Here is a 14,410-nt window from a genome sequence, read left to right on the forward strand (position 1 = left end):
GCGTCGACACAGCCTCAATCGAGTAGAAACATCAGGCGCTTTTTATCTTCAAGCCCGCATTATTCAGCTTTCGGGTGCTGTCTGGCTCGGAAGCTGCATCCGACGACCATTCGCCGGTTTTCCGTCACCGGCATCTGGGAGGGGAATAATGCGTAGCCTGGTTCTGTTACTGGCGCTGTTGGCGTTGAGTGGTTGCATGAAAGTCAGTGATCTGGCTCAAGGTGCCAAGGATCAACTGAGTGATGCCGGGGTTCTCGATCATGGCGAAACCCGCCGTATCGGCAACTGGCGTATACAGGCCGATTCATTCATCTACATCGCCCAAGGCGCATTCGTGCCGCCTAACTCCAGCCCAAGTCCCAAACAGAACGTGGTGGCGGAAGAAGCCTTTAATGGCTTCGTTGAATACTTTCCCATGGTCCGTCGCGCCCGTGCCCCGCTTGGGCTGGACGAGGCAATGACCGAGGCTCGTGGTTTCGGTGCCCACTACTTGCTCTACACTCGTTTTGCCAAGGCTGACGATCGTATCGGCAATACCGATGAATGGTCTGACCAGGAAGCGCTGGATCGACTGGGTATTGATAATGGTGTGATCCAGATCATGCTGATCGAAACCAGCACTCGCTACCTGATTGATACGGCGCGTATCCGTATCCGTGGCGGATTGCTGACGTTCTACGACAATAAACCAGAAGATTTGCTCGGCCCGCCGCTTGAGGAATACGCTCGTAGCCTGTTGGGTCTGAGCCGCTAAGGAGCAAGCAATGACTGGTCCGGGCAAGGCCAATGATCTGTTGGCGCAGATCCCCAAGAGCAAAGGGCTGCCGCCTGTCCATCTGTGGAATCCGGAGTTTTGCGGCGATATCGATATGCGTATCGCCCGGGACGGCACCTGGTATTACCTGGGGACGCCGATTGGTCGCAAACCGATGGTCCGGTTGTTTTCCACCATCATGCGCCGGGACGGTGATGATTATTTCCTGATTACTCCGGTGGAGAAGGTCCGTATCCGTGTCGACGATGCGCCTTTTGTGGCGATCAGTCTGACCGTTGAAGGGGAGGGCGAGCATCAGAGGCTGCGTTTCTCTACCAATGTTGACGATGAGACCGAGGCGGGGCCTAAGCATCCGCTACGGGTGCTGATTGATCCGCAGACCGAGGAACCCGCACCTTATGTTCACGTGCGGGCCAATCTGGAGGCCTTGATCAATCGCAATGTGTTCTACCAGTTGGTAGAGCTGGCGGTTCCCCGTGACATCGACGGTCAGCGCTGGCTGGGTGTCTGGAGTCGCGGGGAGTTCTTTCCCATAGGCCTTGAGCCATAAATCGATAAGTAGCCCTGTCAATTGCCTGCTTTGTACTCGGCGGTTAAAGTGCCGCTCCCCGTTTTACCTGAGGTTTTTGCATGAATCAGTCCTTTGATATTGCCGTTATCGGCGCCACCGGTACTGTCGGCGAAACCATCGTCCAGATTCTCGAAGAGCGTGACTTCCCTGTTGCGCAATTGCATTTGCTGGCCAGCATTGAGTCGGCCGGTCACTCCGTGCCTTTCAGGGGCAAAAATGTGCGGGTGCGTGAAGTCGATGAGTTCGACTTCAGCAAGGCGCAGGTGGCTTTCTTTGCTGCCGGTCCGGCAGTGACCCGTAGCTATGCTGCACGTGCAGCGGCGGCCGGGTGCTCGGTTGTTGATCTGTCTGGCGGGTTGTCCCCGGACGAAGCGCCAAATGTTATTCCCGAAATCAATGGCGCACTGATCGAGTCGTACGGCAAGCCGTTTCAACTGGGCAGCCCAAGTCCGTCCGGGGCAGCGCTGGCGCTGACATTGACGCCGTTGCTGGCTGTTCTGGATATCCAGCGGGTCAACGTCACCGCGTGTCTGGCGGTGTCCAGTCAGGGGCGTGAAGGCGTTGCCGAGCTGGCGCGCCAGACCACCGAGTTGCTTAATGTCCGCCCGCTGGAGCCGCGCTTTTTTGATCGGCAAATGGCCTTTAACCTGCTGGCTCAAGTGGGCGCTCCGGATGCTGAGGGGCATGTGCCGCTGGAAAAGCGTTTGGTCGCGGAGTTGCGAGAGTTGCTGGCTCTGCCTTTACTGAAGGTTTCCGCTGCGAGCGTGCAGGCGCCGGTGTTCTTTGGCGACAGCTTCACGGTTTCGCTGGAAACGGCGGCACCTGTCGACCTTGCAGCAGTCAACAAGGCGCTGGATTCGGCGGCCGGGATTGAGCTGGTTGAGGTGGGTGATTACCCGACTGCAGTCGGTGATGCTGTAGGGCAGGACGTTGTTTATGTAGGACGTGTGCGGAGCGGAATCGACGATCCTTGTCAGTTAAATCTGTGGGTCACGTCGGATAATGTACGCAAAGGTGCCGCTCTCAACGCTGTGCAGGTCGCTGAATTGTTGATAAAAGACTATGTGTAAAAGATACTTGGCTTCAATTTGAAGAATCATTCTAGCCAGGCGTGTCCTCCAAGCACCTGAGATGAGTACTTTTTACCTCTCGGATGCCGAGGAATTTTTTAACAAGGGATGGGCTATGGTTCAGGTTCGCAAACTGGTTTTAGCAATTGCTGCGGCTTCGGCGCTGTCATCTGGAATGGCGCATGCGCTGGGGCTTGGGGAATTGTCGGTCAAGTCGACCCTGAACCAGCCGCTGGTAGCTGAAATCGAATTGACGGAAGCGCAGGGCCTGAATGCCTCGCAAGTCGTGCCAAGTCTGGCGACGACCGCCGATTTCGCTCAGGCCGGGGTTACCCGTCAGGCGTTTCTCAGCGATCTCACGTTTACGCCGGTGATCAATGCCAGTGGCAAGAGTGTCTTGCGTATCACCTCCAGTAGGCCGGTACGTGAACCCTTCGTAAAATTCCTCGTTCAGGTGCTCTGGCCAAATGGTCGGCTGCTGCGCGAGTACAGCCTGCTGCTTGATCCGCCCAAGTATTCCCCGGAAGCGGCGGCGGCTGCAGCGGCTGCTTCGGCACCTGCTGCCACTCCCCAGACCCAGTTGCCTTCGACGGCGCCAACTGCCGAGCAGCCTGCGGCTCCGGCCCCCACACCTGAAACTCAGGCGCCAAGTGCTCCGGCACCTGCTGCGGAAGCCAATGCCAAGCCTGCTCTATACACCACCAGCAATAACGACACGCTGTGGGAAATTGCCGAGAAAAATCGCAACGGCGGTACCGTGCAGCAGACGATGCTGGCCATTCAGGCGCTGAATCCTGATGCGTTCATCGGCGGCAATATCAACCGCCTGAAGAAGGGTCAGGTATTGCGACTGCCGACGCCATCGCAGTCGACCACAATGCCTCAGCCTCAAGCGATCACTGAAGTCGCTGCGCAGAATCAGGCGTGGCGTCAAGGGCGCAGAACCTCAACCGGCGCTCGCCAGGTGGATGCAACCCGGCGAGATCGTGCCGGAGCGGCACCTTCCCGCGTTGAAGCAGGCGATAACCTGAGCCTCGTTTCAGCAGGATCGAACGCTGCGGGTAAAGGCTCGGCAACTGAAAAAGAATTAAGCAACAAGCTGGCCGTGGCTCAGGAAAATCTGGACACGGCACGTCGTGATAACGCGGAACTCAAAAGCCGCATGAACGACCTGCAAAGTCAGCTCGACAAAATGCAGCGTCTGATCCAGCTGAAAAGCGATCAACTCGCTAAAATGCAGGCTGCTGGAGGTGTTGTTCCTCCCGCAACGCCAGCTGCGACTCCTGCTGATTCGGCCATGCCGGCAGCCGTAGTGCCTCCTCCAGGCAGCCCTGAAGCCGCCGCCAAACCACTAGGTGAAATCGCGCCAGAAGATGCGCTGCCTGCGGGGGCCGCTCAGGTCACCGCGCCCGGCGCAGATCAGCCGTTGGCGGTTGAACCGGTGGTTGAGCCAGAATCCGACGCGGATAGCGCATTCAAACAGTTGCTCAGCAATCCGGTAGTGCTTGGCATCATCGGCGGCGCTGTGGTGCTGTTCCTGCTTCTGCTGATGTTGTTCCTGGCTCGCCGTCGTAACGCCAAGGCCGAAGCCGAGAAGCACAAGCGTATGGCGCGTGCACTGGCTGAAGAGTCGGATTTCGTGTCCGATATGGATATGGAGTTGCCGCAAGCCAGCTTCGAAGGTCTGGGTGTTGCTTCGCCTAACGTGGCAATGGCGCCGCCGGGCCCTGCTGGTGGTTCAAAAGAGCGTCCTGCCGATCCGTTGGTTCAGGCTGAAATTCATATCGCTTACGGCCGTATGAATCAGGCAGTTGAATTGCTGGAAGAGGCGGTAAAGGAAGATCCGGCTCGCGATGATATCCGTCTGAAACTGATGGAAATCTACGCGGAGCAAGGCAACACCAAAGCCTTCGCGGCGCATGAGCGCAAAGTGGTGGCACGGGGAAAGCATCAAGCTGAGGTCGAGCAGCTAAAGAGTCGTTACCCGACCATGGTTACCGCAGCTGTTGTGGCTGCGGCGGCAACAGCCACTGCGGCTGCAGTGGCTGCTGAGCTGGATGCGAAATACGTTGAAGAACTGCTGCTTGATGAAGATGAGCCGCAGCCTCCGGTTCTGGAAGTGCAACCAGAACCTGAGCCTGTGCTTGAACCCGAGCCACAGCCAGAGCAGGAACCAGAACCGGTCGTTGTTACTTCTGCTGAGGAAGCGGTTGTTCCGCCTGTCGATGACTTCGAGCATGATTTCGATCTGAGTCTCGATGATCTGGAGCAAGCCTCACCCGAGCACGTGGTTGATCTGAGCGCGCCGGCTGATGTAGCTGATTTTGAGCTGGATGCGCCGACGGTAGCCGCTGAAGAAGAGCCGAGCTTTGAATCGCTGTTGAAGCAGCAGACTGAAGCGCCTGTTGCCAGTGCGTCTGATGATCTGGCTGATTTCGATCTGGATCTGGCCGAGGACGAGCCTGCGCTGACCACGGAAGATGACTTCCTGCTCAGCCTGGACAGTGAGCCTCTGGACCTGGGAGAAGCAGCACCTGCTGTGGAGCCTGAGCCAGAGCACGATCTGGACTTGCCGGATGATTTCGATTTGTCGCTGTCGGATGAAATTGAATCCGATCCTGCTGCTCAGGCGTTTGCTTCCGAGATCGACGACGTAAACGCCGAGCTGGAGCGTTTGTCGCAGAATCTTGAGCATCCGCCTATGGCCGAGCCTTTCGAGTCGCCAAGCTTCACGGCTGATGACATGGCTACGATGGATGACGAGCCGGAGTTCGATTTCCTGGCAGGCACCGATGAAGCCGCTACCAAACTCGATCTGGCGCGTGCCTACATCGAGATGGGCGATAGCGACGGCGCTCGCGACATCCTTGATGAGGTTGTCTCCGAAGGTGATGACGGTCAGAAGACCGAGGCGCGTGACATGCTCTCTCGTCTTGCCTGATCTGACCCAGCTGTACTGCAACGGCCGCTTATGCGGCCGTTTGCATTTATGGCGTCGGGCACGTGGCGTCTTTTTTCGACGGCCCTATAATGGCCGCCATTTTGCAATCCGACAGGCTTTTACCTCTTGGCGAACATAGATAACCCGGCTGCCGAAATGGCTGCCGAAGGCTTTTCCCGAATAGCGCTCGGTGTCGAGTACAAGGGCTCGCGCTATTCGGGATGGCAGCGTCAGGCCTCTGGAGTGCTGACCGTTCAGGAAACCCTCGAAGACGCCTTGTCGAAAGTCGCCGACTCGCCGGTGTCTTTGATGTGCGCCGGTCGAACCGACGCGGGTGTGCATGCCTGTGGGCAGGTCGTACATTTCGATACCCAGGCTCAGCGCTCAATGAAGGCCTGGGTGATGGGCGCGAATATCAATTTGCCCCATGACATCAGTGTCAGTTGGGCCAAGGTGATGCCCGCTGATTTCCACGCCCGCTTCAAGGCCATCGCACGACGCTATCGCTACGTCATCTACAACGATCAGATTCGCCCGGCGCACCTGAATCAGGAAATCACCTGGAACCATCGTCCGCTGGACGTCGAGCGTATGGCCCAGGCGGCGCAGTACCTGGTGGGGACTCATGATTTCAGTGCCTTTCGTGCCGGGCAGTGTCAGGCCAAGTCGCCGGTCAAACAGTTGCATCATCTGCGGGTCACGCAGCACGGCAAGATGATCGTCATCGATGTGCGTGCCAATGCATTTCTGCACCACATGGTGCGTAACATTGCTGGCGTGCTGATGACTATCGGGGCGGGTGAGCGTCCGGTTGAATGGGCCAGTGAAGTGCTGGAGAGCAAGGTTCGTCGTACCGGAGGGGTTACGGCTCATCCGTTCGGGCTGTACCTGGTGCAGGTTGAGTACCGCGACGAGTTCCCGTTGCCCGAGCGCTATATCGGGCCGCACTTTCTCACAGGGTTCTCGGAACTTGACGGCTGACGCCTGTAACAGCATTTGTTAACATCCGGCCTTTCCCGAAAGGCTTGAGGTTTTCTTTACATGTCAGCCGTTCGCAGCAAGATCTGCGGGATTACCCGCATAGAAGATGCATTGGCTGCCGTTGAGGCGGGTGCCGATGCCATCGGCTTTGTGTTTTACGCTAAAAGCCCTAGAGCGGTCAGTGTTCAGCAGGCGCGGGCAATCATTGCAGCGTTGCCGCCGTTTATCAGCACGGTCGGCCTGTTCGTCAATGCCAGTCGTTGTGAACTCAACGAAACGCTGGATGCAGTGCCGCTGGACATGTTGCAGTTCCATGGTGATGAGACGCCCGAGCAGTGCGACGGCTATCATCGTCCGTTCATCAAGGCGTTGCGGGTGCAGGCTGGTGACGACATCGCTGCCAGTTGCCGTTTGTACTCAAGGGCCAGCGGTATCCTGCTAGACACTTTCGTCGCGGGTGTTCCGGGTGGTACTGGCGAAACGTTCGACTGGGCGCTGATCCCGACCGGTCTGGAAAAACCGATTATTCTGGCCGGTGGTTTGACCTCGGCCAACGTGGCTCAGGCCATCACCCAGGTCAGACCGTATGCGGTGGACGTCAGTGGAGGGGTCGAGAAGAGCCGCGGCATCAAGGATCATGACAAGATTCGCGCGTTCATGAGTGCGGTGCACGGCTGCTGATGGCGGTTCGATGTGACGGGTTTTCGTCGGCCACCGTCCATAACCCTGTCTGTACGACAGGCAGACATCCCGGATATGCGGGCAGTTTTTTACGGGTGAGGTTCGAATGGTCTCGCCACGGTTGTTGAATCACGATTGAAGCTGCGCACCAGGCTGGGCACGCGATGTGACAGCCACAGGCAAGCAGCTTCAAGTCATTTACGAATTAGTTAAAGGGCATGCGCAGGGTGCTGAATCACCCGGCGTTCGAGCCACCGGTACTGGAGAAATAAAGCATGAGCAACTGGTTGGTAGACAAACTGATCCCTTCGATCATGCGTTCCGAGGTCAAGAAAAGCTCGGTTCCTGAAGGCCTCTGGCATAAATGCCCATCCTGCGAAGCGGTGCTTTATCGTCCAGAGCTGGAAAAGACCCTGGACGTTTGCCCCAAGTGCAACCACCACATGCGTATCGGCGCTCGTGCTCGTCTGGATATCTTTCTGGATGAAGAGGGCCGTTCCGAGATCGGCGCTGAACTGGAGCCGGTTGACCGTCTCAAGTTCCGCGACAGCAAGAAGTACAAGGATCGCCTGGTTGGTGCACAGAAGCAGACCGGCGAAAAAGACGCGCTGATTTCCATGAGCGGCTCGCTGCTGGGTATGCCGGTTGTGGTGTCTGCCTTCGAATTCTCCTTCATGGGTGGTTCGATGGGCGCCATTGTCGGCGAGCGTTTTGTTCAGGCTGCCAACTATGCGCTGGAAAAACGCTGCCCGATGATCTGCTTCGCCGCTTCCGGCGGTGCGCGCATGCAGGAAGCGCTGATCTCGCTGATGCAGATGGCCAAGACCTCGGCCGTACTGGCCCGTCTTCGTGAAGAAGGCCTGCCGTTCATTTCCGTGCTCACCGATCCGGTTTACGGTGGTGTTTCCGCGAGTCTGGCCATGCTGGGTGACGTAATCGTCGCCGAGCCAAAGGCACTGATCGGTTTCGCTGGGCCTCGTGTTATCGAGCAGACCGTTCGTGAAAAGCTGCCAGAAGGTTTCCAGCGCAGCGAGTTCCTGCTGGAGCACGGTGCAATCGACATGATCATTCATCGTCAGGAACTGCGTCAGCGTCTGGGCAACTTGCTGGCACAGATGATGAACCTGCCGACGCCGAAGTTCGTCGCTCCGGTTCTGGAACCTGTAATCGTTCCTCCGGCGCCAGCCAACGTATGACGCCAGGATCCCTGGGCGACTGGCTCGCCTGGCTTGAGCAGTTGCATCCATCTGCCATTGATATGGGGTTGGACAGGTCGCGTCAGGTTGCGCAGCAATTAGGCCTGACCCGGCCGGCGCCCAGGGTGATTACGGTAACAGGCACCAACGGCAAGGGTTCGACCTGCGCTTTTTTGGCTTCTTTGCTCCGTGCTCAGGGCCTTAGAGTCGGTGTCTACAGCTCTCCGCATTTGCTGCGCTACAACGAGCGTGTACAGGTGCAGGGCGTTGAGGCGACTGATCTTGAGCTTTGCGATGCGTTCGCGGCTGTAGAGGCTGCCCGTGGCGATGTCACGCTGACCTATTTCGAAATGGGTACGCTGGCAGCCTTCTGGTTGTTCGAGCAGGCAGCGCTTGATGTGGCGGTGCTTGAGGTCGGCCTCGGTGGTCGTCTCGATGCCGTCAACCTCATCGATGCCGATCTTGCGGTTGTGACCAGCATCGGTGTTGATCATGCGGACTGGCTGGGTGATACCCGCGAGTCTGTTGCGTTCGAGAAAGCCGGTATCTTTCGTGACGGTTGTCCAGTGCTGTGCGGCGATCTTGATCCTCCAGCGCCGCTGCTTGATCAGGCTCGAAAACTCAATTGTCCACTGATGCTGCGTGGACGTGAGTTCGATCTTTCGATCAATGAACACAGCTGGAGCTGGATGGGGCGCGACGGGCAGGGGCAACAGGTGGCGTTGCGCGACCTGCCGCTGCTCGACCTGCCCATGGAAAACGCCGCCCTGGCTTTGCAGGCTTATCTACTGCTGGATCTTGCGTGGCAGCCTGAGCAGGTGAGCGCTGCGTTGCTTGATACGCGGATTATCGGGCGCCTGGATCGTCGCTCTTTCAGCTGGCACGGCAAGCGCCTGAACCTGCTGATGGATGTGGGGCATAACCCTCACGCCGCACACTTCCTGGCGCAACGCATGGCTCAACGTCCGTTGGCGGGCAAGCGTCTCGCGGTATTTGGTCTGCTGGCTGATAAAGAGCTGGAAGGTGTCGTTGCAGAGCTGGCTTCCAGCATCAATGACTGGGCGGTTGCGCCGCTTCCGACTTCGCGCAGCCGGTCTGCGGCCGATTTGCAGGTGGCACTACAGAACCTTGGCGCACACGTGACGTCCTATCAGAGTGTCGCGTTAGCACTGGAAGCCCAATGCGCGCACGCTACAGCCGATGACGAGATTTTGCTGTTCGGGTCTTTTTACTGTGTTGCCGAGGCCCTGGAATGGTTGACCCGGCACGCCATAGAGGAAGCTGCAAATGGCTCTGCTGGATAACGTATTCAAACAGCGTATGGTCGGCGCGCTGGTGCTGATCGCCGTGGCGGTGATCTTCCTGCCGATGCTGTTCACGCGTCAGGACGAAACGCGTCATGTTCAGGTCGATGCGCCTGCAGCGCCTCAAGCGCCCGTGACGCCTCAAGTGCAGGTTCAGCCGGTTCCGGTTCCCGAGCCGCAGGTTCCAACTCAGGAGCCAGTACCTGGCGATGATGAAATAGCCGCGCAAACCCAGGCACCCTCGATGCCGATCGCTCCCGCTCCGTCCGAGGTAAAGTCTGCGACCCCGGCTGCAGCCAAACCGGCTACCAAGCCAGCGACCCCGCCAACTCCGACGCCAGCACCAGCATCTCCGCCAGCACAAGCGGCTGCCAAACCAGCCACGCCGTCAGGTGTCGACGCGAACGGTCTGTCGGTAAGCTGGTCTGTGCAGTTGGCGAGCATGTCCAATCGTGCCAACGCCGACAATCTGCAGAAAACCCTGCGCACCCAGGGCTATAACGCCTATATCCGTACTGCGGGCGGCGTGAACCGGGTGTTTGTGGGGCCATTGATCGAGCGTGCAGAAGCTGATCGCCTGCGCGATCAACTCGACAAGCAGCAGAAGCTCAAGGGCATTGTGGTGCGCTTTCAGCCTGAGCAGGGTTGATGCTTTTCAGATGATTGCACGCCTGCCGGAAATCTCGCTTACCGGCAGGCTGGCGCTCTGCTAAAATGCGCCGCCTTATCTGTTTGCAGGCTCAAACGTGCCCTTTACCCCGGTCGACTGGGCGATCCTCGCGATCGTCGCTATCTCCGCTCTGATCAGTCTCAAGCGCGGCTTCGTCAAGGAGGCCCTGTCGCTGGTGACCTGGATCATTGCAGGTGTTGTCGCCTGGATGTTTGGCGCGGGATTATCAGGTTATTTGGTCAATTACATCGAAACGCCGTCGTTTCGGGTTATTGCGGCCTGTACTATTCTATTTGTCGCCACTTTGCTGGTCGGCGCAATGATCAACTTTCTTATTGGGGAACTGATTCGTGTCACCGGGCTTTCCGGGACCGATCGCTTTCTCGGCATGGTCTTTGGCGCAGCGCGCGGAGGCTTGCTTGTAGTAGTGGCTGTCGGGCTGTTGAGCCTGGGGCCGGTACAACAGGATCAATGGTGGCAGCAATCGAGGTTGGTGCCGCAATTTCTCATGGTCGCTGACTGGTCGAAAAACCTGATTCTCGGGATGTCCAGCAAGTGGCTCGCCAGCGGAGTCAGCGTACCTGCTGAACTGCCGTTCAAGGAACACCTCCTGCCGCCTACAATGCCGCAGGAAGTGCTCGGTAAATCCAGTTCCACTAAGTAGGGGTTGTGTCGCATGTGTGGCATCGTCGGTATCGTCGGTAAGTCGAACGTCAATCAGGCGCTGTATGACGCGCTCACCGTCCTCCAACACCGCGGCCAGGACGCTGCCGGTATCGTAACCAGCCATGATGGCCGGTTATTCCTGCGCAAGGACAACGGCCTCGTTCGTGATGTGTTCCACCAACGCCATATGCAGCGTCTGGTTGGCCACATGGGTATTGGTCATGTGCGCTATCCAACCGCGGGCAGCTCGACTTCGGCCGAAGCCCAACCGTTTTATGTCAACTCGCCGTATGGCATCACGTTGGCGCACAACGGTAACCTGACCAACGTTGAGCAACTGGCCAAAGAGATTTACGAATCTGACCTGCGCCACGTCAACACCAATTCCGATTCGGAAGTGCTGCTCAACGTTTTTGCCCATGAACTGGCGGTTCGCGGCAAGTTGCAGCCGACCGAAGAAGACATCTTCGCGGCAGTCACCGATGTGCATAAGCGCTGCCGTGGCGGTTACGCCGTGGTCGCGATGATCACCGGTTACGGTATCGTCGGTTTCCGGGACCCGGACGCTATTCGTCCGATCGTCTTCGGTCAGCGTCACACCGACGAAGGCGTTGAGTACATGATCGCCTCCGAAAGCGTCTCGCTGGACGTACTGGGTTTCACCCTGATTCGCGACCTGGCCCCGGGCGAAGCGGTTTACATCACCGAAGATGGCAAGCTGCACACCCGTCAGTGCGCGACCAATCCAAAGTACGCACCGTGCATCTTCGAACACGTCTACCTGGCGCGTCCGGACTCGATCATCGATGGCATCTCGGTTTACAAGGCGCGTCTGCGTATGGGCGAGAAGCTGGCTGACAAGATCATGCGCGAGCGTCCGGATCACGACATCGACGTGGTTATTCCGATTCCGGACACCAGCCGTACGGCGGCACTGGAGTTGGCGAATCACCTGGGCGTCAAGTTCCGCGAAGGTTTCGTCAAGAACCGCTACATCGGCCGTACGTTCATCATGCCTGGCCAGGCGGCGCGTAAAAAATCCGTGCGTCAGAAGCTCAACGCCATCGAACTGGAGTTCCGCGGCAAGAACGTCATGCTGGTGGACGATTCCATCGTGCGCGGCACCACTTGCAAGCAGATCATCCAGATGGCCCGTGAAGCCGGTGCCAAGAACGTTTATTTCTGCTCTGCTGCGCCGGCCGTTCGTTACCCGAACGTCTACGGTATCGACATGCCAAGCGCTCACGAACTGATTGCCCACAACCGCACCACGCAGGACGTTGCCGACCTGATCGGTGCCGACTGGTTGATCTATCAGGATCTGAATGACCTGATCGAAGCGGTCAGCGGTAGCAAGAAGATCAAAATCGATAACTTCGATTGCTCGGTCTTCGACGGCAAGTACGTGACCGGTGATATCGACGAGCATTACCTGAACAAGATCGAGCAGGCGCGTAACGACGCCTCCAAGGTCAAGACTCAGGCGGTGAGTGCGATCATCGATCTGTACAACAACTAATTATCAGGGAGAGGGCGCATGACTCAGGAATGGGATGCCGGTCGGCTGGACAGCGACCTTGAAGGCGTAGGTTTCGACACGCTTGCCGTGCGTGCCGGTCAACACCGCACGCCGGAAGGCGAGCATAGCGATCCGCTGTTCTTCACCTCAAGTTATGTGTTCCGTTCAGCCGCCGATGCGGCTGCGCGTTTCGCAGGCGAAGTGCCGGGCAACGTTTACTCTCGCTACACCAACCCGACGGTGCGCTCTTTTGAAGAGCGTATCGCCGCGCTGGAAGGCGCCGAGCAGGCCGTTGCCGCTTCAAGCGGCATGGCCGCGATCATGGCTGTTGTCATGAGCTTTTGCAGCGCTGGCGATCACGTGCTGGTTTCCCGGAGCGTATTCGGCTCGACCATCAGTCTGTTCGAGAAGTACTTCAAGCGTTTTGGCGTTGAAGTGGATTACGTGCCGCTGGCCGAACTGGCTGGCTGGGATGCCGCTATCAAACCCAACACCAAAATGCTGTTTGTTGAATCGCCATCCAATCCTCTTGCGGAACTGGTCGATATCGCCGCTCTGGCAGAAATCGCTCACGCCAAAGGCACCCTGCTGGTCGTCGATAACTGCTTCTGCACACCAGCGCTTCAGCAGCCGCTGGCGCTGGGTGCTGACATGGTGGTGCATTCCGCCACCAAGTTCATTGACGGCCAGGGCCGTTCCATGGGCGGTGTGGTTGCCGGTCGCAGCGAACAGATGAAAGAAGTTGTCGGCTTCCTGCGCACTGCCGGGCCGACGCTGAGCCCGTTCAACGCCTGGATCTTCCTGAAGGGCCTCGAAACCCTGAACCTGCGCATGCGCGCTCACTGTGCCAGTGCTCTTGAGCTGGCCCAGTGGCTGGAGCAGCAGGACGGCATCGAGAAGGTGCATTACGCCGGTCTCGAAAGCCATCCGCAACATGCTCTCGCAAAGCGTCAGCAGAAGGCTTTCGGCGCGGTTTTGAGCTTCGAGGTCAAGGGTGGTAAAGAAGGCGCATGGCGCTTCATCGACGCCACCCGGTTGATTTCGATCACCGCCAACCTGGGCGACAGCAAAACAACCATCACGCATCCGAGCACCACGTCCCATGGTCGTCTGGCGCCTCAGGAGCGTGAAGCTGCGGGTATTCGCGACAGTCTGATCCGGGTTGCTGTAGGTCTGGAAGATGTCGCTGACCTGAAAGCGGATCTGGCGCGTGGTCTGGCAGCGCTGTGAATGATTGGGTAATGGAAGCCGCCAGCACCAGTAACGGGCGGGTGGCTTTGGTGACGGGTGCAGCTCGCGGAATTGGTCTGGGTATTGCTGCCTGGCTGATTACCGAGGGCTGGCAAGTTGTCCTGGTGGATGTCGATCGTGCGCGTGGCGCTGTGGTTGCCGAGACGCTGGGCGACAACGCCATCTTTATCGCGATGGATGTTGCCAGCGAGGAGCAGGTGGCGGCGGGGGTGGCCGAGGTCATTGGTCAGTTCGGTCGCCTCGATGCGCTGGTCTGCAATGCGGCGATCGCCGATCCTCACAACACCACGCTTGAAAGCCTTAGCCTGGCGCACTGGAATCGGGTGTTGGGGATCAATCTCAGCGGCCCGATGCTATTGGCCAAGCACTGCGCTCCGTATTTGCGTGCCCATGCGGGCAGCATCATCAATCTGACTTCAACCCGCGCTCGTCAGTCAGAAGCCGATACCGAGGCTTATGCGGCGAGTAAAGGCGGTCTGTTGGCGTTGACGCACTCACTGGCCATCAGTCTCGGGCCAGAGATCCGCGTCAATGCCGTCAGCCCGGGCTGGATCGACGCACGGGACCCTTCCGTGCGGCGCGCTGAGCCGCTCTCGGAGGCTGATCATGCGCAGCACCCGGCGGGCAGGGTAGGCACGGTCGATGATGTGGCTGCAATGGTCGCGTGGCTGCTGTCGCGCAATGCCGGGTTCGTCACGGGGCAAGAGTTCGTCGTGGACGGTGGCATGAGCAAGAAGATGATTTATGTTGAGTAGCGGCAAGCTGTAAGCGACAAGCTGCAAGAG

The 14,410-nt window shown here is 58.3% G+C and carries 13 protein-coding genes; all 13 read left to right on the plus strand.

Annotated features, from left to right (window positions below; translation table 11 throughout):
* Positions 1-148: 148 nt before the first annotated feature.
* The 13 genes from ACYASS_RS09330 (at position 149) to ACYASS_RS09390 (ending at position 14,380) form a co-directional block, all read left to right on the plus strand.
* Positions 149-754: a DUF4823 domain-containing protein gene (locus ACYASS_RS09330; protein ID WP_122664931.1), complete on the plus strand. Its 606-nt coding sequence runs from the start codon at positions 149-151 to the stop codon at positions 752-754.
* A 10-nt stretch (positions 755-764) separates the two neighbouring features.
* A complete protein-coding gene (locus ACYASS_RS09335) occupies positions 765-1,325 on the plus strand; it encodes a DUF1285 domain-containing protein (RefSeq protein WP_463585921.1) in 561 nt (186 codons plus the stop codon).
* Between the two features lie 80 nt (positions 1,326-1,405).
* Positions 1,406-2,416 carry an aspartate-semialdehyde dehydrogenase gene (locus tag ACYASS_RS09340; protein ID WP_463585922.1) on the plus strand — a complete coding sequence of 337 codons (1,011 nt, stop codon included), beginning with the start codon at positions 1,406-1,408 and terminating at the stop codon, positions 2,414-2,416.
* A gap of 115 nt (positions 2,417-2,531) precedes the next feature.
* A complete protein-coding gene (locus tag ACYASS_RS09345; protein WP_463585923.1) occupies positions 2,532-5,357 on the plus strand; it encodes a motility hub landmark protein FimV in 2,826 nt (941 codons plus the stop codon).
* 156 nt (positions 5,358-5,513) lie between these two features.
* Complete coding sequence (gene truA, locus ACYASS_RS09350) at positions 5,514-6,338, plus strand: tRNA pseudouridine(38-40) synthase TruA (RefSeq protein WP_463585957.1); 825 nt, start codon at positions 5,514-5,516, stop codon at positions 6,336-6,338.
* Positions 6,339-6,398: 60 nt separating this feature from the next.
* Complete coding sequence (locus tag ACYASS_RS09355) at positions 6,399-7,019, plus strand: phosphoribosylanthranilate isomerase (protein ID WP_463585924.1); 621 nt, start codon at positions 6,399-6,401, stop codon at positions 7,017-7,019.
* 275 nt (positions 7,020-7,294) lie between these two features.
* Positions 7,295-8,215, plus strand: coding sequence for an acetyl-CoA carboxylase, carboxyltransferase subunit beta (gene accD, locus ACYASS_RS09360; RefSeq protein ID WP_243247701.1), 921 nt, complete (start codon positions 7,295-7,297; stop codon positions 8,213-8,215).
* Positions 8,212-9,519 (plus strand): bifunctional tetrahydrofolate synthase/dihydrofolate synthase, encoded by a 1,308-nt coding sequence (gene folC / locus ACYASS_RS09365; protein WP_463585925.1) that lies wholly within the window; start codon positions 8,212-8,214, stop codon positions 9,517-9,519. The genes accD and folC overlap by 4 nt, the downstream gene beginning before the upstream one ends.
* The gene (locus tag ACYASS_RS09370; protein WP_463585926.1) at positions 9,503-10,168 is read left to right on the plus strand and encodes an SPOR domain-containing protein; all 666 of its coding nucleotides are present in this window, start codon (positions 9,503-9,505) and stop codon (positions 10,166-10,168) included. Before folC ends, ACYASS_RS09370 begins: the two co-directional genes overlap by 17 nt.
* 97 nt (positions 10,169-10,265) lie before the next feature.
* Complete coding sequence (locus ACYASS_RS09375) at positions 10,266-10,853, plus strand: CvpA family protein (protein ID WP_243247698.1); 588 nt, start codon at positions 10,266-10,268, stop codon at positions 10,851-10,853.
* Between the two features lie 12 nt (positions 10,854-10,865).
* Complete coding sequence (gene purF / locus ACYASS_RS09380) at positions 10,866-12,374, plus strand: amidophosphoribosyltransferase (protein ID WP_111755670.1); 1,509 nt, start codon at positions 10,866-10,868, stop codon at positions 12,372-12,374.
* Positions 12,375-12,392: 18 nt separating this feature from the next.
* A complete protein-coding gene (locus ACYASS_RS09385) occupies positions 12,393-13,604 on the plus strand; it encodes an O-succinylhomoserine sulfhydrylase (RefSeq protein ID WP_122807826.1) in 1,212 nt (403 codons plus the stop codon).
* A gap of 11 nt (positions 13,605-13,615) precedes the next feature.
* The gene (locus ACYASS_RS09390; RefSeq protein ID WP_243247696.1) at positions 13,616-14,380 is read left to right on the plus strand and encodes an SDR family oxidoreductase; all 765 of its coding nucleotides are present in this window, start codon (positions 13,616-13,618) and stop codon (positions 14,378-14,380) included.
* Positions 14,381-14,410 lie beyond the last annotated feature (30 nt).

The sequence above is a fragment of the Pseudomonas sp. HP_14 genome (assembly GCF_055283875.1).